Here is a 21,251-nt window from a genome sequence, read left to right as displayed (position 1 = left end):
CTTCATTATAAAATCGTCACTTCGAGTGGATTTGCGCAGCAAATTTGTATCGAGAAGTGCTTTGAAGTCTCAATATGATAGTTAGAGTTTGCAACGTCATTGCGAGAATTTTTCATTTTGACTTCGCTCAATATGAGAAATTCGTGGCAATCTGTTAGTTTCATATACAATCTTTTCTATGATTTAAACAGATTGCTTCGTCATGCTTCCTCGCAATGACGTTTCATATAGATCGATCTGACGACTAGTACTTTAAATTTCTAATTGGATCTTTTTTACGTCATTCTGAGTTTAACTCAGAATCTCCTTAAATTGAAATTTAGCTCATGTGAAGCTGAATCAAGTTCAGCTTGACGAGAGCGTTATGATTAATCACCTTCCAAACGTTTGTGTAATTCTTTTATAAAATACGAAGGTTTGATTCCTGTAGATTTATGAAATGCTTTGGAAAAGGATTCTGTTTTCCCGAAACCTGCTTCTTTGGCAATAGCTTTGATGGTGTAGTTTCTGAATTTAGAATCTTCTTTTAATTTAGAAACAACATATTCAACACGTAAATCATTGATATAAGAACTAAAATTCTTTTGGTAATGTCCGTTGATGACTTTTGATAAGTACTTCGGATTTGTCCTAAATTTTTTCGCGAGTTCTGTGAGTGAAACTTGTTTTGTAAATTGTTGAGAAGCTTCAAATTTTTGCAACTGACTTACTATATTTTGCACGATTTCTTCTGAAATACCAATGTCTTTCTTTACACTGAGCGGAGTCGAAGTGTTCTCCTCTCCGAGAACCTCAGGGCTATTATTGAGCGCATTTCGGCTCTGTTCAATGCTCATTTCAGCAACTTTTGGGTTTGTCTTTTGAACACTTCGGCTCCGCTCAGTGTTCATTACACTTTCAAAACGTCTTTTATAGTATTTCTGACGACGAAACGCTGCGACCAATATTCCTAGAATCACCAATAAAATTCCGCTTATGGCTGCAAAACTATATTTCCAAGAACTTTCTTTGGCTTTGGCTTCTTCTACTAAGCGGTTTCGTTCGGCAATGGCTTGCGGTGTATCGAATTTTTTTTCTATAGTTTCGGTTACATAAGTATAGGTTGAATCAATAATTTTATCTACTTCAAGTAAACGATCATAATATTTTATCTGATTCTCAGTATCATTTTTGCTTTTGTAATACTCAATGATGTGTTCGTATGCATTTCGCATTTCTGGGAAGATATCTTTTGTGGCTTGGTAGATAGAATCTGTTTTTAGAAAGTGAAATTGTGCTTTTTCAGGTTGGTTGAGTTGGTCGTAGCTTTTGGCTAGGTAGTAATATTTCATTACTATATTCCTATCATTAATTTTAATTAAATTTGGTAATGCTTTTAAGGAACTATCTATCGATGCTTGGTAGTTTCCCAAATAGTATTGTGCTGTACCTGTTAATGAAATAAATTCATAATACATTAATGAATCTTTTGTATTAAAAGCTTCGATAAGTCCTTTTTTTGCCATTTTCATAGAATTTTTATATTCTTTGAGACGCATATATTCTAATGATAAGTTGTTTAAGGCAATAAAATAAGTTTCATTATATTGTGATATTTCTTGTTTATTTTTAATTATAAAATCTAAACTTTCATTTATAAAATTAAGAGTTTCTTCATTTGCAAGCCAATTTCCCTGTATATTCATTATTGCATTTCGAATATCTAATTCTAACTCGATATTATTATTGTTTAAGATGCTTAATGCTTTTAAAAAATTATCCAGAGCTAAATCAGTTGTAAGACCATCTAAACTATAAAAATATCCTTTAAAATAATAACCTAGTGCTGGATACTTTTCATGCTTACAATCTTTACAAATTTCAATAATACTATCAGCATACTTTAGACTTGAAGAGATATCTTTATCATAATAATAATACATAATATAAAAATAACCTCTAGAAATCTTAATTTTATCATTATCAAATTTGGCTCTCCTCAGATATTCTTCTGTATATAGTTTTGATAATTTTTGCTTATTATATTTTGTGCTATCAATTAAAGCATGCAACTCCTCATAACTATACTTCGCCAAGGAATCATTTTCGGTTTGTGCATTTAAAAAAGTATTTAAGCTAAAACAGAGGAAAAGAAAGAGGAAATAAGGGAGTTTTGGGTGCATGCAATTGGTTTCGGTTTTTGCAAAGATATGGAATGGTGGTTTAGTACGAAATGACTTTGTGCTTTAACGTGTTTTTTTCGATGAAAATTGTACTTCGAAATATATTTTGTGGTTTGTGAGTAGATCTCGATACAATTTTTCTTTATTCCATTCCGAAAAATCACTCGATCTGACGGTTTGAATTATGAAACGTCATTGCGAGGAAGCATGACGAAGTAATCTGTTTAAATAATAGAAACGATTGTATATGAAACGAACAGATTGCTTCACTACGTTCGCAATGACGTTTCTAATAGATCTTAAAAACAAAAAACCTCATGTTTCCATGAGGTTTTTTAATTCTATAATGTGAGTACACTTCGACTCCGCTCAGTGTACGAACTTTAAATATTAGTTATTCAACGCTTCTGCTCCACCAACGATTTCTAAGATTTCGTTAGTAATAGCAGCCTGACGTGCTTTGTTGTATGTTAATGTTAAAGAATCTCTTAGTTCTCCTGCGTTGTCTGTCGCTTTGTGCATCGCCGTCATACGCGCACCGTGCTCACTTGCAAACGAGTCTCTGATTCCTTTGTACAATTGTGTTTTTAATGACTTCGGAATTAGTCCTTCAACAATTTCTTCTTTTGATGGCTCAAAAATGTAATCTTGTTGTGCGCTTGCTTCCGATTCAACTGGTACAATTGGTAAGAATTGTTCCGTCATTACGATTTGTGTCGCCGCATTTTTGAATTTGTTGTAAACGATCTCGATTTTATCGTATGATCCGTCTTCAAATAAATCCATTAGTTTTTGTGCAATTTCTGCAACATTATCAAAAGTTAACGCATCAAAAACATCACTACGATTGTCTATAATCGTATTTGTTTTAGACAAGATATCGTTTCCTTTTTTACCAATTGTCAACACATCAACTTGCTTACCTTCGTATGCATTGTCAATTAAGTTGTTTGTTTGTTTGATAATGTTAGAGTTAAATGCTCCACACAATCCTCTGTTAGATGTAATAGCTACAATTAATACTTTGTTTACTTCACGTTGGTCTGCAAATTTACTTCCGCTATCTGCATCTAACGTTGCACTTAAACTTTGTAGTAATTCTGTAAGTTTGTTTGCATACGGACGCATCGCTGTGATCGCGTCTTGTGCTTTTTTCAACTTTGCTGCCGATACCATTTTCATAGCACTCGTAATCTGCATTGTTGATTTTACAGAACTAATTCTATTACGTATTTCTTTTAAGTTTGCCATCTTTTCGAGTTATGAGTTGTAAAGTGTTGAGTTATGAGTTTTTTAGTATTGCTACTAATATTCTAATCAACTCATCACATTTATTCATCATTTCTTCTGGTATTTGCCTTCCTGTAGCTTCTAATATTTCTAACCAATATTTAGTTTCATCAGCTTCTTTGAGAGCAATACCAAATTTATATTTAAAATCTTTTTTGCTAACTCCTCTTTGTGCTTCTCTAGTATTGGCTCCAATACTCGTTCCGCTTCTGAGTAGTTGTGAGGCTAATTCGTAGTCTTTTGTCGCTTTTAATTCGTCGCAGAATTTTACAATTGCACAAGCAAATTCAAAGCTCTTTGTTCGTATCGGACTATCCTCTAATGACATTTATATCGTTATCAGTTTAAGAATTTAGAGCCTGTACTTTGAAACAAACTCTAAACTCATAACTTTTTAACTCTTAACTATATGTTAGTTATATTTCGCAGACATTTCTTTACAAACAGTTGTTAATGTGTCTGTAACTTCGTCTGTTAATTTCCCTGCTTTTAAAGTATCTAAAACGTTTCTGTGTTTTGCGTTTAAGAACTCAATGAAATCTCTTTCAAATTCTTTTACTTTATCTACAGGAACATCTCTTAATAAGTTCTTAGAACCAGCGTAGATAATAGCAACCTGATCTTCTACTGTGTATGGATCGTTTTGTGCTTGCTTTAAGATTTCTACGTTACGCTTTCCTTTTTCAATTACGTTTAATGTAGCTGCATCTAAGTCAGAACCAAATTTCGCGAATGCTTCTAATTCACGGAACTGAGCTTGGTCAAGTTTTAAAGTACCTGCTACTTTTTTCATTGATTTAATCTGCGCCGAACCTCCTACACGAGATACCGAGATACCTACGTTAATCGCTGGACGTACACCAGAGTTAAATAAATCAGATTCTAAGAAAATCTGTCCATCAGTAATCGAAATTACGTTTGTTGGAATATAGGCTGATACGTCACCTGCTTGCGTTTCAATGATTGGTAACGCTGTTAACGATCCACCACCTTTTACGATTGGCTTTAATGATTCTGGTAAATCATTCATGTCTTTTGCGATATCATCATCAGCAATTACTTTTGCCGCACGCTCTAATAATCTTGAGTGAAGGTAGAAAACGTCTCCTGGATACGCCTCACGTCCTGGTGGACGACGTAATAATAATGATACCTCACGGTATGCAACCGCTTGTTTTGATAAATCATCATACACGATTAATGCAGGGCGACCTGTATCACGGAAATATTCTCCAATTGCTGCTCCAGCGAATGGTGCATATACCTGCATTGGTGCAGGATCTGATGCGTTAGCTGCTACAATTACTGTATATGCTAAGGCTCCTTTTTCTTCTAATGTTTTTGCAATCGCTGCAACTGTAGACGCTTTTTGTCCAATAGCTACATAGATACAAAATACAGGTTCTCCAGCATCATAGAATTCTTTTTGATTAAGAATTGTATCTAAACATACTGTAGTTTTTCCTGTTTGACGGTCACCAATTACCAACTCACGTTGTCCTCTACCAACTGGAATCATTGCATCAATAGATTTGATTCCTGTTTGTAATGGTTCGTTTACTGGTTGACGGAAAATTACTCCAGGTGCTTTACGCTCTAAAGGCATTTGATATAAATCACCTCCAATTGGACCTTTTCCATCGATTGGGTTTCCTAACGTATCAACTACACGTCCTACCATTTCTTCTCCTACCTTAATAGAAGCAATACGTTGTGTACGCTTTACAGTAGCTCCTTCTTTAATTTCTTTAGAAGGTCCTAATAATACCACACCAACATTGTCTTCTTCAAGGTTCAATACGATACCTTCCATTCCTGTTTCGAATTCAACTAATTCTCCGTATTGAGCGTTAGCTAATCCGTAAACACGAGCGATACCATCACCTACTTGTAGTACAGTTCCAACTTCGTCAAGAGAAGTTGTAGCTTCAAATCCTGATAGTTGTTTTTTTAATATTGCTGATACCTCAGCAGCTTTAACTTCTGCCATTTTATTTAGTATTTAATTTTGAGAGAAAGTTCGTTTTAATGTATTCAATTGGTTTGCGATGCTTGCATTGTATTGCAAATCGCCCACACGTAGGATGAATCCACCGATAATACTTTCGTCGATTTTGTTTTCTATTGTTACTTCGTTATTCGTAAGATCTTTCACCTTAGCTAGTACTTTGTCTCTTAAACCATCTGTTAAAGGAACTGCTGTCGTTACTATGGCAACTTGTTTTCCTTGTAATTGATCGAATAAGTTACAATATTGAACAGCTATGTTATCTAATAAGTCAATTCGCTTGTTAGACACTAACATATCTATTACTCCTTCAGATACAGAATGCATTCCTGTAAAGATTTCTTGTAAGGCTGCTTTTTTAGTTTCAGACTTTACTATAGGACTGTTTAGCATCAATCGTAAATCTTTACTGTTTTCTACAGTTTTTACGATGCTGTCCATATCTTTCGCTACAGCTTCTCCTGCATTTTGCTCTTGTGCTAATCCTAAGATTGCTTTTGCATAACGTATTGCTGCTCTAGATCCTGCCATTGTGTTCTTATTAGTTTAATGTAACGTCACCAAGCATTTTATCTACTAAAGATAATTGCTTGTCTTTGTCTGCTAATTCTTCACGTACTACTTTCTCTGCAATTTCTACAGAAATGTTCGCTACTTGATTTTTCAATTCAGCTAAAGCAGATTGTTTTTCACTTCGGATGCTTTCTTGAGCTTGTGCAATCATTTTGTTTGCTTGCTCTTTTGCTTCTCCTGTAGCATCTGCGATCATTTTTTCTTTGATCTCACGTGCTTCTTTTAACATTGCTTCTCTTTCTGCTCTTGCTTCTTTTAGTAACTTTTCGTTATCAGCATGCAAGTTTTGCATTTCTTTCTTTGCATTTTCAGCTGCTTCTAGTGCGTTTCTGATAGAATCTTCTCTATCTTTTACAGCTCCTAAAATTGGTTTCCATGCTGCAGTTCTTAGAATTACTACTAATGCTAAGAAAGCAACAGTTACCCAAAATAACAATCCAATTGCTGGTGTAGTTAAATCCATAGTATTGTATTATTTATCTTTTTCTTTAAATTTTAATAGTAATAACTCTTGTAGTACCAACCGTACTACAAGAGTTATGTTTTCTAGTTAGATTATCTAAGACCTAATAATGATACTACGATACCAAACATTCCTGCACCTTCGATAAATACTGCAGCAATAATCATTGCTGTTTGTATTTTACCTGCTGCTTCTGGTTGTCTAGCCATAGCTTCCATTGCTTGTCCACCAACTTTTCCGATACCAAGACCTACTCCTAATACTGCAAGTCCAGCTCCTAATGCTGCGATACTACCAATCATAATAATAAAATTTAAAAATTAATTCTTTATGTTTTTATTTCTTTTACTCTTTCTAGTGATGTGCATCTTCAACAGCCATTCCAATAAATAGTGCTGTTAAGAATGTAAATATATATGCTTGTACAAATGCTACCACAAATTCTAAAATCATAATAAATATTGCTAATAAAATTGACGGCGTTCCCGCCAATTTAAAAATAAATATTAATGAAATTAAGCTTAATATAATAATGTGTCCTGCCGTAATGTTTGCAAATAAACGAATCATTAATGCAAATGGCTTGATAAAGATTCCAGCAAATTCAATTGGAGCTAACACTAATTTGATTGGAGCAGGAACACCTGGCATCCAAAAGATGTGTTTCCAGTAGTGTGCATTACCGCTAAAGTTTACAATTAATAATGTTAGCACTGCTAATACCATTGTTGTTGCGATGTTTCCTGTAAGGTTTGCTCCCGTTGGTACTAAACCTAATAAGTTGTTTACCCAAATAAAGAAGAACAACGTTAATAAGTAAGGTACATATTTCATGTACTTTTTCTCATCGATTAATGATTTTGCTATATCGTCTCTTACGAAAAGAATTAGCGGCTCCATTAATCCAGCAAATCCTGTTGGAACTAATGATTTTTTGTATGATCTCGCAATGCTTGTGAATATTAATAATATCAAAATGATTGATATAAACATTGACGTTACGTTTTTTGTAATAGAGAAGTCTAATGGTTTTTTACCATTAGTAATGGCATGTGTTTCATGGTCGAAATTCACCTCTTTCTGACCAGCATCTAATTGGTAAATTTTTCCATGATTTCTAACGAAGTTCATTCCATTCTTCGTTACAATGTGGTGACCTGAATCGTCGTGATGAAATTCACTAGACATAAAGGTTACCAAACCATTGTCTGTATATAATATTACGGGTAGTGGAATGGATACGGACTCATCGCCTTCTCCATATATATGCCATTCGTGAGAATCAGCAATATGATGCATGATCATTTCTACTACGTTAAACTCTTTTTCTTTTCCCTTTTCTGAGCTTCCACCTGCTGTTGCGAATAGTGGTAATGCAAAAAGTACTGCTAGAATTAGATTCTTGATAGATTTTTTAGCTATCATATTTATTGTATTATATATAAATATATGGTTCCTAAATTTCGGTGCAAAGGTAAGTTTTTAATTAACAATACAACGTTAATAACTATTTTTTTTTTGATTCCCTGAAAAGTTTTTTTGAAAGCATCTCGCGGAGTCCTTTATTTATCATTTATTAGCTTTAAAACATAGTATGCTTCAAAAGCTAGGTAGAAAAAATAAGGAATGAAAAATGCTAGTACATTTTCAATGTTAAAGTAGTCTTTGTTTTTGAAAAAAGGAACGAGAAATAAAATCCCTGCCATCATTTTTAGGAAGCTTCCTCCCAAGAATGCCAATGCCGCTTTTTCCGCAAAGATGGTTTTTATGTATGCAACTGCAATGTATAATAAAAGTGTAATTAGAAAGAGAAATATATGAATACTCCAAGGATTGTAATAAAACTTAGTCTCCGTTAATACAAATGAGTGCAATAGTTGATGTATCGCGAAAAGCGCAATAGTAAAAATAAAGAAATGCGTAGCGAATTTGAGTATAGTTTGTTTCACTGTTTAGTCTTTGTTGAATTTTTTAAGCTGGCGTATTACTTGCCACATAGACAAACTTACAAATACTAATGAACATACAATGGTAAAGAGTTTGTGTTTGTTTGGATATTTTTCATCAAGCCACATTCCAAGATATACACCAAGTCCAATGACAACTGCCATTTGAAATGCAATTCCCGTGAATCTTACATAGCTTTTAAGCTGTTTTTTCGGCTTTTTTTCCTTCACTTGACTTGAGTTCTTTAACACCAGTTTTCATCACACAGGTCGCATTAAAAGTAGCTCCAGGCTCAATAGATAGTTTACTTACTGTTACTTCACCTTCAATAGTTGCAGTACTTTTTAGCGTAAGCAAGTTAGAAACCAATAATTCTCCTTCAAAACGTCCTTCAATATCAGCATTTGCACAAATTACTTTTCCTGTAATGACTCCACTAGCTCCAATAACAATTTTCCCTGAAGTTTCTACACTTCCTTCGAGTTTTCCATCAATTCTAAAATCGGCTTTAGAGACGACATCGCCTTTGATATTGGTTGATTTTCCAATTCGATTCGATTGTCCACGTGTAGTTTCGCCACTACGCTTTTTTTTAGATTCTGAAAACATGGTTTTGTTGGTTTGAGGGATTACTATTTGATTTGGCTATTGTTATTTTACTTCGTCTAAATTTTTGTGAATTTGTACGGTTTGGTAATTTTCAGCAGATAGAATGGTGTTTTCCTTTTTAACGGCATATTCTTCTTTCGACTCCAACATGTCTTCTACGGTAACAGCGGCTAATTTTGTTTTGAATCCGTGAATAACAATAAAGTGCTGACTTCTACTGTATACATCTCTAGAAACAGAAAGTGAACCGTATCCTGTATCTTCAATGGCTTGTGCTATTGTTTTTTCGAGCGCTTCCATAGCTTCAGTATCATTTTTCTGGAAAGCATAAATGATTTTGAAGCTTTTTGATTTGTCATCATTTATCACTGCCTTATTGGCTATTTTTGGCAATGAAGTTGTAACAATTTGCTGCGCACGTTTTCCTTCGTCATCGTTTGGATAGTTTAGCGCTACATAGTTCAGTGCTTCTTTGTAAGCAATAAAACCATCTAATCGTCCAATGATTACTGCTTTCAACATTTCAAATTTTGGCACGATTTCTTCACCCGTAAATTGACGAATGTATTTTTCAGTATCGTTGAGTGCGCCTTCTAATTCTTGGCTAGCAAACTTTTTATAGGTGTTTGCATACAGACTTTCAGGACTGTTTTCGTCAGAAGCAATTACATCTTGCGGATTGCGTAAGATTTGCGCATAACGACTAGTGCCATGATTGCTCAAAATATCTGTTTTCCATTGATCTGCTTTACCTGGCTGTTCTAATAGTACATATATTTTGTACAGATTGTATTTTGATGGTAGAATTAGTTTTTCTTCAGGATTGTTTTGCAATAGTTGCTCCAATCGATTGGCTGCCAATTCATATTCTTTAAATTTCTCCTTGTAGATTAATCCCAATTGATAGTAGGCAAAGTTTCGTTCTTTCCCAATACTATCTATTACTTTTTCGTCTGTTGGAATTTTATCCGTATAAAAAGCTACCGAGTAGATATCTTCCGCACCTTTACTTTCTGTACCCGAGGCAGCAGCTGTTTCTGCAGTTGTGTTTATAATTACGTTTTTATCATACAAACGCCAATTATCTTCTAGTGTACGATCGCCCCATCTTTTGCGGAATTCATTTTTACCATACGCAACCGTTGTTTGATTGTAAAAGTAAAATTCTCCTCCTGAGTTTTTTGGACCTGAGTTTCTGCTAGAAGCAAACTCATTGTTAGCAAAGCTTTGTTTTTGTTCTTCTAATTCTCTTTTTGCTTCTTCTTCGGCTTTCAATTCGTCAATGTATGCTTGGAAATACGCTGTTCTTTCATCATCTGAAGAATTTACTAATTTGAGAATGCTGTCATTTTTTTGAGCTACATCTTCGTACGCAATTACATCATCTAGATTTGCTCTTTTCTTTTCAATTCTTCTAAATTTGCGTGTGTTTTTTTCCAAATTTGATAACGTACTATCGAAGTATTTTCCAGCATCTTTGTAGTTGGCATCATCGAAACGTAATGCTGCTAAGTTTTCGTAATCTAATGCTTTAATATACTTGTCTGTCGTAGCTTTACGAACTGATTTGTTAAAATATTCTTCTGCCAATTTTAACGAATCTTGCGATAGATGATATTCTCCTAGTTGACGGTATATTTTATCTAAAAACGGTCTGTTTTCACGATCTTCAGCTAAGTCATTTAGCATTTCTAAGAATTCTTCTTTGTTTCCAGTTTCTAGATCGAAATTTTTAGCTTTTTCAATTTTTGCATTGATCATGTAGACTCTTGGCGATTTTCTATTTAAATCAATTACTTTATCAAAAGCAATATTAGCACTGTCTTTGTGACCTAATCTATTAAACAATTGACCAATAATATAGTTATAACGTCCTTGTTCTTCACGGATTTTTGTTGTAGAAGCTGCACGTTTTAGTGCTTGTACAGCGCTATCTTTGTGTTTAAGATTGATGTATGCTTGTCCTAAAACTGCATTTGCATCTGCATATTCTTGATCTTTTAGTTTTTCAAACTTTATGATTCTCTTCAAATTGGCAATGGCGAATTCTTCATTTTCTAAACGAAGATATGTTTTCTCTCTCCAGATTTTTGCTTGGTTGATTTTGTCACTATCAGGATATTCACCAATGGTGTAATTGAAAGCTTCCAGAGCAGGAATGAAACGTTGATCAAAGTATCTTGCTTTTCCAAGTAATAGATATGCTTCGTCCATTTGCGGATTGCGCTGACGACCTTTGATATCCATAGAATGTTTCTGAATCGCTTTTACTGCTTTTTCTTCTGCCTTTTCAAAGTTTGGATTTTTCCCACCTTGTCCTGGAAGCGTTAAATCATCTAGGATTTCCATACGTTCTACAGGAAGAATTTCCCAATAGTTGTCAATGTAAGCGTTCATCAAGGCTTCACGTCCTTCTTCTAAGGCTACTTTTCCATTGAATAACACATTGTATTTTGTAGTGACAGAATGAAAACTTCTGTTGATGAATGAGTTCTTTTTGGTAGAACAGCTAAAGAGTAAAAACCCTAGTACTGATATGGTTACCGATATATATACTGTTTTCTTCAAGGTCGATCTTTTTTGTATTTCTTAAACTAAAATCTTAAGCATTTAGTATACAGAAGGGTAAAAATACATTTCTTTTTGAAAAATTTGACAAAATGATAGGTAAAATGTGGGTTTTGCGTTGCTAGGTTGCCTTGATTTTTGATGAAAAAGAAAAACTCCCAAAATCAAATGGTTTGATTTTGGGAGTTTTTATATGATATCTTATGAAATCTATAACTTCATTAGTTTTTTCACAGATAATGTTTGATTTGGTGTTTTTATTTCTAAGAAGTAGAGTCCTTCACTCACATTTTTCATTCCATTGAATTTTATAATATTTCCAACAGTAGTTTGCATTTCTTCTTGAAGCAATATTCTTCCTTGCGCATCATGCAATGTTAGTGTCACACTTGCATTTTGATATACTGACGGTAACGCAATATTTACAATATCTTTTACAGGGTTTGGAAAGATTTTTATAGCGTTTACTGTTGAAACCTCATCATTAGAAAGTGTACTTCCCACAATATTGACACTGTAATCTTCGAATTCTCCTCCATTGTTTCCATCGAAATCTAAATGACACGGATTTGATCCTGTATAGTAAGTTCGAGACGCGATACGCATTCTAGTTATACCAGATAATGCTGAACTTGGCACCGTAAAACTTCCTTGTGCTACTGCATTGTATGGAAATAAATCATCTCCAGCCGTCGTTCCCCAAACACGTTCATTTGGACCATCGAAGTCTCCATCTTGATTGTAATCAATCCAAACAGAATGTCCTGTCGTTTTGTTCCAAGGATGTGTATTTAAGAGTGTAATATCAATATCATATGTTCCGTCGATATCTAAATCTGTCGGCGCAAGATTTGTATGATCAGAATATCCCATCACATCATCTGATGCATTAGAAGAGTGACTCATAATAGTAGCTCCTGTATCTTCTAATGTTACATTGCTAATGTAGAAATCATCCGCATAAAAATCTACCGTAGGTGTACAATATGTGATTGACGTAGTCGTAAAATATTCAGGAAAACTATATATAGACTGACTTGAACCACAGTTACTACGCACTTCAATTTCATAATCGGTCAAAATAGACAATCCTGAAAGTGTAATCATGTTAGTTGTTGTCACCACATTTGTCCATACTCCCGAACTTGTCGGACGATAACGCACATCATAAGTAACATCGTCAATAGCATCCCAAGTTATATCTGCAGTAGTTGCTCCTGGCGTAATCATAACATTGGCAGGAATCGGAATTGCATTTACCGTTACGTTTTGCATAGCCGTTACAATGTTTCCGTTATCATTGAAAGACCAAGTGATTGTTCCGCTTTGACCTGCAGTATATGTTGTTTGATCGGTAGTTGTTGCTGTAATTTCAACACATCCGTTTGTAATTGCTGTTGGTGCTACTGCCGTAACTTCACAGTTACTTACAATATTATCTAATGTAGGTGCTACAATTGGATCTGGGTTTGCATTTGGTTGTACTGTAACTGCAGCAGAACACCTACTTTCATTTCCATCATTGTCAGTTACTGTTAACCAAACTGTTTGTGGTGTTCCTACGTCTGTACAATCAAAAGTATCTCTATTGATTGTGATTCCGCTAATTCCTGCTGCGCCACCTGTAGAACCATTGTCTATTTGAGAAGCCGTAATAGTAGCGTTTCCAGTAGCATTAAGTGTTACTATAATGTCTTGGCAATTGGCCACTGGCGGATTTGCCACTGTTGCTCCTACATATTCAATTTTTATGATTGTTCCTCCATTTTCAATAGATACTCCACTTGTAGAAGAAGGTCCTGAAGTTCCTCCAGCATTGTCGGTAATAGCATAAATCGTTAGTCCATCAGGAGATATAGCTACATCTCTGTAGCGATCATTTGAGGAGTGAAATTCTTCATAGCTATCTCCTACAATATCGTCTCCGCTAGCCGTTATTTTTGCACGATAGATCGTTCCTTTTTTTAGTGTTGGAATTAGTAAAGATCGTCCCCATCCAGGAATGTTGTTTGCTTCGTGAATGTCAATTCCTGATGGCGCTACTGATGGCCATGTAAACCAACCTCCTTGCGGATCTGTTGCGGTTGTACTTCCATATGTTCCTATCGGCGGCTGAAAATTAACTGGAACATCATTTACAGTAGGATATGATTCGTATTCTGTTGCAGTTGTTGCTCCAACTGGACAATTATGATCGCTGAAGTTATTTGCATTACAAGCGCCTCCTAATGATGACCAGTTACAGTATGTATATGCCATATTATCGTAATATCCTGCAATTTCTGGCCAACCATAATTTTTTCCTGCATGTACAATGTTGATTTCGTCATCAACTTTGGCACCGTGTTCTGAATTGTATAAAGTTCCGTCTTGAGCAAAGATAATTCCTTGTGCATTTCTATGTCCATAAGTATATACATGACTTTGCACATTGTTAAACGTTGGGTTGTCTGTTGGTACAGAACCATCTAAGTTAATTCGTAGTGTTTTTCCAGGATAGTTTGCGTAGTCTGTAGCAGACGTTGGCAATACTTGAGATAATACAGGATCGCAAGAGTATTCAAATTGATTGGCTCCTTGATCTCCTATCGTATAATATATTTTTAAATCTGGTCCAATAATCAATCTACCAGAGTTGTGATCTGCGCTTCCTGGCAAACCTTCTAAGATTGCTCCATTGGCATCTAAAGAAGTATCTTCTGTTAGTGTTCCTGTAGCATTATTGTAGACTAATCGCGCCAATCTCACTTTTAAACCATTGTCAGTATACGTATAAGCTACATATACATAATTGTTGGTAGTAGTTGTGATATCAGCATATAGTGCAGGATGAATTGCCATTCCCATTAATCCACCTTGTTTGGCGTTGGTTACTTTACTACTAAGATCAATCATGGTTGTAATTGCTCCGCCATTAGTTCCAATACGTACTATTTTTTCCCCAACACGTTCTGTAAGCCACAGATTGTCGTCAGGTCCGTAAGTTATTTCCCAAGGAAAGTCAAAAGCAAAATCTGCTGTAAGCGTTGACGTATCCCAATCTGAACCAGAAGTTACAGCAGTTGGAAGCGGCGTCATTGGACCTTGGGCAAAAGTATATGATACACAAAGTAGTGTAATAAAGAGTATTTTTTTATACATATGTAAGTAGGTTTAAAAAAATTTGGGTTATTTATTATTTATTATTTGTTTTTTGGTAATATTCGTTCTTTGGGTTTCTATCGTAAATATATATACTCCTGTCTTGATAGACATCGGAATTTTTATTTCTGACAGTGCAGAATTCAATTTTTCTGTGAATAAAGATTGCCCAAGTAAATTATGCACATGTAATGCGTTTAAGTTATGATTCTTTGGGTTTTTGATGATCAGTGTATCATCATTCGTGTTGTAATGTACAATTAAGTCTTTTGCTATTTGAAATTCGTCTACAGATAAGATATTTTGAGCAAAAGTAATTCTGAATCGATCTGCAACAACGCCTGCTGTAACCGTAGTCAGATAGTTTCCATCACGCAAATTATGGAAAGTACCATTATATGTGTCTTCAACAAATACGTTTACATCGTCTTCTACATTTTCTAAGGCATGTATGCTTATTTCAATGATTCCACCATTTTGAGTTTTTACACTTAGTGGTAAAACGGTTGTTTCTGAAATTGCATCAATTCCTTGAATAACATAGTTAGAACCATTAAAAGACCACGCCATGTCTTCTAAGTTATCTTCGTTGAGTTCACCATCATAACCCCAATCGTATTCTATAGAAGCATTTTCATCTATTGTTAATAATAAATTACGCTCATAGTTTTCTGGAGAATGGTATTTGATTCTAAATTTAGGACGCACATCTTCTGGAATATCAGAGTTTTGATTTTTACGAGTGATTTCACTTCCAGAGTCTCCATTTCTGTAAAACCATGAATTGGTGTTTCCTGCTTCGGTAACAAATATTCTTTGATCGTTTTCAAAAGTGACTGAACCGTTAGAAGTTGCTACCACGAAGAATCCTTGTCCTACAGGAATGTATCTTCTTGGTGTTTTTTGTGCTGTTCCGCCGCTATCAACATCTGCATCAGCAATTGCTGGCGTTCCTCCCGAAAGGTTATATAAGCCATATCCACCTTGATATTCTGCTAATGTATGAGAGTTTCCACCGTAATGCTCCCAAAAGTATAGTGTTCCGTTGAGATGTGTATTGTCGTTGATTACTTCATTTCCATCAATAGCAGAAGGATATGGGTTTCCAACTAAATAGTCATTTCCTCCAGTAATACCTAATGTTATTGTTCCGTTGTTTGGCACACCTCTAAAGGTATAGTTTTGCTCATTTGCTATGGCATCTGTTGAAGGTCCTTTCATTGTGTATCCTTCACCAACAGCTAAGCTACCTGAACTTTGTACATGTTGCCAAAGTGAATAGTCGTCATCTAAACCATTTACAAATTTCCAAACCCAATATTCCGCAACTTGAATTGGTGTAGTAGTTCCATTTCCATCAAGTCCAGCAACGAAGTTAATCGCTTGCGGATTGTCTGGATCAGTTCCGTCCATAAGTACGTTTTGCAATGTATAACTTTCATCACCATCAATATCTGCATTTGGATTGTTTGAATGTACTGGAGATGACCAATAGTTATAAGTATGCAAGTTTCTTGTTCCTTGTTGATCTCTTTCTAGTCTTCCGTTAGCTCCAGCAACTAATATACTTGTAGGTGATTGTACGAGTTGTGCTTCTCCGTGAAGATCAATTTCTCCATCAAGACTTAAATACCATGAGTTTTGGAGTTCTACATCACTTTCTACATCTATTTTCGCACCAGCATCTACTAGTAATCCAATACCTTTATGTTGGCTTGAAGTTGTAATGTTGTTTTTTACATGTACTATAGACCAATCTTTGTTGGTACTCGCATTTGTAATATCCCATACATCACCATGCAACCAAGTAGCTGAATCACTCCAATCACCATCTATTTGCGTTTCGTATGGAAGTGGCGCCGTTTGCGGATATATGTTTTTTATGTTGTAAATTTTTGCACCTGTATTTTCATCAACTGTTACTGTTGTTTTGTTGTCTAAGATATCATCTTTAAAAGCGTCCATCTTGTAGTATTTTAATAGTGAAGTTCCTAACGAAGTAGAAATTTCATAAGGAATTACTTGACCACTATCAAAGCTATTTGTATCGTCTAATTCTTGATACACCATACGTTGTAATTCAGCCGAAGTTAATGATTTATTAAACACGCGAACTTCTTCAATTTCACCCGCAAAATAATTGGCATCACTTCCTGATAGTCTTCCTATAGTTAAATTTGAAGTATCTAAGCTTACAGGTCCCGATCCATCAGATCCATCTTGTTCTCCATTAATAAATAATGCTGTTTTCCCCGAAGAATCCGTTACTACTGCCAAATGTGTCCATATTAGGTTTTTGATCGTTGTTGTAGAGGTTATTATGGTAGCTCCATTTAATGAAACACTTACCGTATTGTCTACGTTTACAGTAAAGTAAAAGTTTTGTTGTCCAACGACAACACGTGTCGAGTTGGTGGCATTGTTTCCTGTAACTCTTACAAATGCCATGAGTGTAGCTTCTCCAGCACTTATAATATTATCATCTTCTACATAATCGTTTCTTCCGTCAAAGAATAGCGTATATTTACCATCATAATCACGAGGAGATCCATAGTATGCTGTGTTAGTATCAAAAGCATCTAAAATCCCATCACCATCTACATCTGCTGTTCCATCAATATCTCCATCGTTATCAGCATCTAAGGCAGCATTTATAGTGCCACTGATATCCGTTCCGTTAGCAGGATTGTTGGTTGCATCATTACTATCTACATCTAAATAATCTGGGATTCCGTCATTATCGCTATCTTCTGGCGTTGGGTAACCATTACTTCCATGATCATTACCTACACCATCATCATTTAAATCCATTATTGGTAATATTCCGTCACCATCTGCTTCTGTAGCTGGATCTTCATCGTCTTTATCACTTCCATCACCAATTCCATCTCCGCTTACGTCGATATCTCCAAATCCGTCATACTCTACACTATCAAATATTCCGTCGTTGTCAGAATCTAAGTCAATATAATCTGGTGTTCCATCAAAATCAGAATCTAACAACGTAATACTTTCATATGCATCGTGCATTCCGTTATTGTTTGTATCAGACCACGTAATTACCGTATCGTTAAATAATGTTCCGTCTTTATCATTATCTGGCAAGTTTAATTCAACAACATTTGGGATTCCGTCATTATCATTATCTAAATCTACAGTATCTGAAATTCCGTCGCCGTCTGAGTCACACAATAGCTGTTTTACAAAGATATCATCAATAGCCAAATCATTTCCTATTCCACCTAATTGGCTGTTAACAAGTTGCACTCTAAATTGCGTAAATGTTGTTGTAAATGTAGCACTTACTTCAACCCAATCACCTGCTGGCGATGTTGGCGGAATTAATCCTGAAGTTGCTGTCGCTATTTGATTTCCGTTAGGATCATAGACAAGTATTTGCACTTCAGGTCGTTGTCTTGTTGCAAGGTCTGGCGCATCTGTTCTATCAATATTTAAAGCAGAGAATCCGTAAGTAATTGGCACATTTGGTGTAACTCCTACTACATCTGCTTCAAAAAATATTCCTGGTTGTTCATCGGCATTAAATATTGCCATTCTTCCATCAATATCTCCTGGTGTATGATCTTCTCCTAGATACCAATAAGCATCAGCCCATTGTGAGATATCGTCTGTTGGGGTTTGATCTATTCCGTCTCCGTTTGCTATTTGATGATATACAGTGTATTCTCCATCATTTAAACTTGTTGGATTATTAACCGCAGGACATCCAGTTCCTGCACCATCTTCATAACAATATGTTGTAGATACTCCAATGGTAAAGGCATCAATTTCTACACGAGTTCCTGAGTCAGAACCAAAGGTTTCGTTAAGAAAAACTACTTCCGTTTGTGTTGAATTTATAAAGCTTCCACATGCTGAATTTTCAAGCGTATCTAGTATCCCATCATTGTCATCATCTATATCTACATTGTCAGTAATACCGTCTCCGTCGGTATCTGGGAAGGTTTGCACACCTTCTCCATGTACAACAAATGTATATGGATTTTCGTCACTATCATCATTTCCAATACTGATGGTTGCTTGATGAGTTCCTAGTGTTGAAGGATTGTAACTTATATTGAATGTTGTACTTTCACCAACACTTAATACAGGATCTGATGGTTGTGTTACAGAGAAATCACCACTTCCTGTTATTTCAATGATTGGAGAACCAACTAAGTTTAAATCTAATCCTCCGTTATTTTTTATGGTGTATACTTTCGTGATAGCACCTTCATAGATGTCATATACTCCAAAGTCAGTAGCGTTGTCTACTGTTACGTCACCAAGTAATGCGCCATCATTAATTGTATTTCCATTTCCTGAAACTGAAATTTCTGCAGGAGTTGTTGGATCTATAATTAGGTTGACTGAATAGTCTTCGTATTCTCCTAGGTTTCCATCAAAAGAACCGTCGCACGGATCATCGGGATGCCACCAGTTTCTGAATGCTATACGCATTCTTGTTAGTCCCGCATTTGCATCTGCCGGAATTGTAAAACTTGTTGATATTGAGTTTCCTGCTACTGTTCCAGCGGTTCCTGTTCCTCCTTGAAACCAAACATCTTCTCCTGCATCGGTAAAGTCTCCATCATTATTTAAATCTATCCAAACAGCAAAACCTACTTGCATCCAGTTTTGATCTTTATTTACGTCTATTCGGATAGTTTCTGTACTTCCTATGTTTACATCTGCGATACTGGCAGTGTAATCTCCATAACCATTGTCGTATCCAGAAGAGTTATCAATGTTTTGTGCTTGTGATCCAAAACGAACTCTATTAATGTAATGTCCTGTAGCAGTATTTGGTACATTTGGTGTACAGTATACATGGTCTAGTGTGGTAAAGTTAAAAACAGTTGAAAACGCAGAATTACTTCCGTTACACACAGCACTTACTTGTACTTCGTAGTTTGTATTCGCGCTTAAGCCTGTAAGATTTACAGAATTAGTTGCGGCAAGTATCGTCGTCCAATTTGTAGCACCTACTTCACGGTATCTTAGTTCGTATGTTGGTATTGCTGTGAGCTCATCCCAAGTTACAGTTGCTGTCGTAGATTCTAAATTACTTGTCGTAATATTACTTGGTGCCGTTAATGCATTAATTGTTATACTTTCGACTGCAATATCAGAATTTCCTGTTACAGAATCATAATACAACCAATTGATCGTATAGTTTCCTGCTACAGTAAAAGTTACAGGATCACTTGTAGTTGGTGTTATTGTTCTACATTGATATGACGAAATTGTTGCTGATGCAGTATAATCACAGTATGCATTAACGTTTGGCAGTGTTGGCGCTATTAAACTTCCTGTATATGGATTTACAGTAACAGTAGCCATACAGCTATCTGTTAAACCATTCGTATCTTCTACTGTTAAGGTTACTGTATTTGTCCCAAGATCAGTACAGGTAAAACTTGTTCTATCAATTGATAACATTGGCGCTCCAGAGTCTACTGTTGAGCCATTGTCAATATCAGCGGTTGTAATTGTAGCATTATCAAAAGCATCTAAACTGATAGTTATGTCATTACAGATTGCTTGCGGTGGCGTTACAGACAATGTACCTTCTAATGATAAATCGTCTATGTAGTAGTTATCGTTTCCTCCTGCTGCATTTTGAAAAGTACAACGAATTGTTGCTCTAAAAGAAGTTGCCGTATCTGGAATTGCTACCGTATAAGGATTTGTAAGTGTTCCGTCTGTTCCAAAAGCTAATGCATCTCCTGTTCCGTTAGCACCATCTATTAGTTGAACTGTAGTATCAACCCAAGCTCCTGATTCATAATAAGAATAGTCTAACCATAAATCTTCATTGTTTTCAGGTTCTCCCAAAGAGTGATATGCTATTGTAAATGTAACACTGTTATAAACACTTATATCTTGATCTGCAAGTGTAATGTAAGGTTGATTATCCCAATAGCTTTTAAATTCTAAACAATAATCATTGGAAGCTGGCGTTGTTATTGCAGTATTTACGACTCTAATTTGCCCATTTGTTGAAACAGCAGTATAATCCCAATCATCAGTTCCTTGATGTGTGGTAACGTTGGTTGTAGTATTTTGATCTGCAATCAAAATTTGGGCGACTGCACTACCGTTATTGAATTGTTGGCGAGCAATTGTTGTTTGTGCTTGGGAAAAACTAAAATAAGATAAACACAATATTAATAAATACATCCTTTTGTAAAAAGACATGTTTAAAAATATTGCATCTAAGCCAATACATATTTTCATAATGAGTAGATTTTCGTAATTAGGGGAATTTTTGCTTTTTCGCAAAAATAATTTTTTTTACAGTTTCTAAATGTTAAATGTTATAAACATATCAAATTTTGTTTTTTTCGTATTATAAATTTAAGCTAAAGAAGATTTTAGACTACAAAAAACGAAATTTTAATCTTACATTATTGTTTTCGGAAAGTAAAAAGTCTTTGCTTACACACTGTAAACATTGACTTTATTACTATTTACGCAATCGATTGAG

14 protein-coding genes are annotated in these 21,251 nt (G+C 35.2%); all 14 read right to left on the bottom strand.

Going from position 1 to position 21,251, the window contains the following annotated elements:
• Positions 1–368: 368 nt before the first annotated feature.
• The 14 genes from ACOQOS_RS15165 to ACOQOS_RS15100 all read right to left on the bottom strand — a co-directional run bounded on the left by ACOQOS_RS15165 (position 369) and on the right by ACOQOS_RS15100 (position 21,001).
• Entirely contained in the window at positions 369–2,162 is a 1,794-nt protein-coding gene (locus tag ACOQOS_RS15165) for a helix-turn-helix domain-containing protein (protein WP_420571312.1), read from the bottom strand.
• Between the two features lie 390 nt (positions 2,163–2,552).
• Complete coding sequence (atpG, locus tag ACOQOS_RS15160) at positions 2,553–3,413, bottom strand: ATP synthase F1 subunit gamma (protein ID WP_420571311.1); 861 nt, start codon at positions 3,411–3,413, stop codon at positions 2,553–2,555.
• Between the two features lie 31 nt (positions 3,414–3,444).
• Positions 3,445–3,780, bottom strand: a complete 336-nt coding sequence (locus ACOQOS_RS15155) for a four helix bundle protein (RefSeq protein ID WP_420571310.1) — start codon at positions 3,778–3,780, stop codon at positions 3,445–3,447.
• An 84-nt stretch (positions 3,781–3,864) separates the two neighbouring features.
• The gene (gene atpA / locus ACOQOS_RS15150) at positions 3,865–5,442 is read right to left on the bottom strand and encodes a F0F1 ATP synthase subunit alpha (protein WP_420571309.1); all 1,578 of its coding nucleotides are present in this window, start codon (positions 5,440–5,442) and stop codon (positions 3,865–3,867) included.
• Between the two features lie 12 nt (positions 5,443–5,454).
• Complete coding sequence (atpH, locus tag ACOQOS_RS15145) at positions 5,455–5,991, bottom strand: ATP synthase F1 subunit delta (protein ID WP_420571308.1); 537 nt, start codon at positions 5,989–5,991, stop codon at positions 5,455–5,457.
• 10 nt (positions 5,992–6,001) lie between these two features.
• Positions 6,002–6,496, bottom strand: a complete 495-nt coding sequence (locus ACOQOS_RS15140; RefSeq protein ID WP_420571307.1) for a F0F1 ATP synthase subunit B — start codon at positions 6,494–6,496, stop codon at positions 6,002–6,004.
• Between the two features lie 92 nt (positions 6,497–6,588).
• Positions 6,589–6,798 (bottom strand): ATP synthase F0 subunit C, encoded by a 210-nt coding sequence (atpE, locus tag ACOQOS_RS15135; RefSeq protein WP_114901988.1) that lies wholly within the window; start codon positions 6,796–6,798, stop codon positions 6,589–6,591.
• A 52-nt stretch (positions 6,799–6,850) separates the two neighbouring features.
• Entirely contained in the window at positions 6,851–7,921 is a 1,071-nt protein-coding gene (gene atpB / locus ACOQOS_RS15130) for a F0F1 ATP synthase subunit A (RefSeq protein WP_420571306.1), read from the bottom strand.
• Positions 7,922–8,058: 137 nt separating this feature from the next.
• Positions 8,059–8,445 (bottom strand): hypothetical protein, encoded by a 387-nt coding sequence (locus ACOQOS_RS15125; protein ID WP_420571305.1) that lies wholly within the window; start codon positions 8,443–8,445, stop codon positions 8,059–8,061.
• Between the two features lie 3 nt (positions 8,446–8,448).
• Positions 8,449–8,673 (bottom strand): AtpZ/AtpI family protein, encoded by a 225-nt coding sequence (locus tag ACOQOS_RS15120; protein ID WP_420571304.1) that lies wholly within the window; start codon positions 8,671–8,673, stop codon positions 8,449–8,451.
• Positions 8,642–9,052 carry a bactofilin family protein gene (locus ACOQOS_RS15115; RefSeq protein ID WP_420571303.1) on the bottom strand — a complete coding sequence of 137 codons (411 nt, stop codon included), beginning with the start codon at positions 9,050–9,052 and terminating at the stop codon, positions 8,642–8,644. Before ACOQOS_RS15115 ends, ACOQOS_RS15120 begins: the two co-directional genes overlap by 32 nt.
• Positions 9,053–9,094: 42 nt before the next feature.
• Entirely contained in the window at positions 9,095–11,620 is a 2,526-nt protein-coding gene (locus tag ACOQOS_RS15110; RefSeq protein ID WP_420571302.1) for a tetratricopeptide repeat protein, read from the bottom strand.
• Between the two features lie 210 nt (positions 11,621–11,830).
• Positions 11,831–14,761 (bottom strand): PQQ-dependent sugar dehydrogenase, encoded by a 2,931-nt coding sequence (locus ACOQOS_RS15105; protein ID WP_420571301.1) that lies wholly within the window; start codon positions 14,759–14,761, stop codon positions 11,831–11,833.
• Positions 14,762–14,788: 27 nt separating this feature from the next.
• Positions 14,789–21,001 carry a LamG-like jellyroll fold domain-containing protein gene (locus ACOQOS_RS15100; RefSeq protein ID WP_420571300.1) on the bottom strand — a complete coding sequence of 2,071 codons (6,213 nt, stop codon included), beginning with the start codon at positions 20,999–21,001 and terminating at the stop codon, positions 14,789–14,791.
• Positions 21,002–21,251: the final 250 nt, after the last annotated feature.

The sequence above is a fragment of the Kordia sp. genome (genome assembly GCF_965224175.1).
Lineage (GTDB): Bacteria > Bacteroidota > Bacteroidia > Flavobacteriales > Flavobacteriaceae > Kordia.
The sequence above is the reverse complement of the archived record's forward strand: the minus strand, read 5'-3'. Positions and strand labels throughout refer to the sequence as shown.

Coding starts and splice junctions, on each gene's coding strand:
- ACOQOS_RS15165 (WP_420571312.1), bottom strand. CDS start 2,162: ATGCACCCAAAACTCCCTTATTTCCTCTTTCTTTTCCTCTGTTTTAGC.
- atpG (WP_420571311.1), bottom strand. CDS start 3,413: ATGGCAAACTTAAAAGAAATACGTAATAGAATTAGTTCTGTAAAATCA.
- ACOQOS_RS15155 (WP_420571310.1), bottom strand. CDS start 3,780: ATGTCATTAGAGGATAGTCCGATACGAACAAAGAGCTTTGAATTTGCT.
- atpA (WP_420571309.1), bottom strand. CDS start 5,442: ATGGCAGAAGTTAAAGCTGCTGAGGTATCAGCAATATTAAAAAAACAA.
- atpH (WP_420571308.1), bottom strand. CDS start 5,991: ATGGCAGGATCTAGAGCAGCAATACGTTATGCAAAAGCAATCTTAGGA.
- ACOQOS_RS15140 (WP_420571307.1), bottom strand. CDS start 6,496: ATGGATTTAACTACACCAGCAATTGGATTGTTATTTTGGGTAACTGTT.
- atpE (WP_114901988.1), bottom strand. CDS start 6,798: ATGATTGGTAGTATCGCAGCATTAGGAGCTGGACTTGCAGTATTAGGA.
- atpB (WP_420571306.1), bottom strand. CDS start 7,921: ATGATAGCTAAAAAATCTATCAAGAATCTAATTCTAGCAGTACTTTTT.
- ACOQOS_RS15115 (WP_420571303.1), bottom strand. CDS start 9,052: ATGTTTTCAGAATCTAAAAAAAAGCGTAGTGGCGAAACTACACGTGGA.
- ACOQOS_RS15105 (WP_420571301.1), bottom strand. CDS start 14,761: ATGTATAAAAAAATACTCTTTATTACACTACTTTGTGTATCATATACT.
- ACOQOS_RS15100 (WP_420571300.1), bottom strand. CDS start 21,001: ATGAAAATATGTATTGGCTTAGATGCAATATTTTTAAACATGTCTTTT.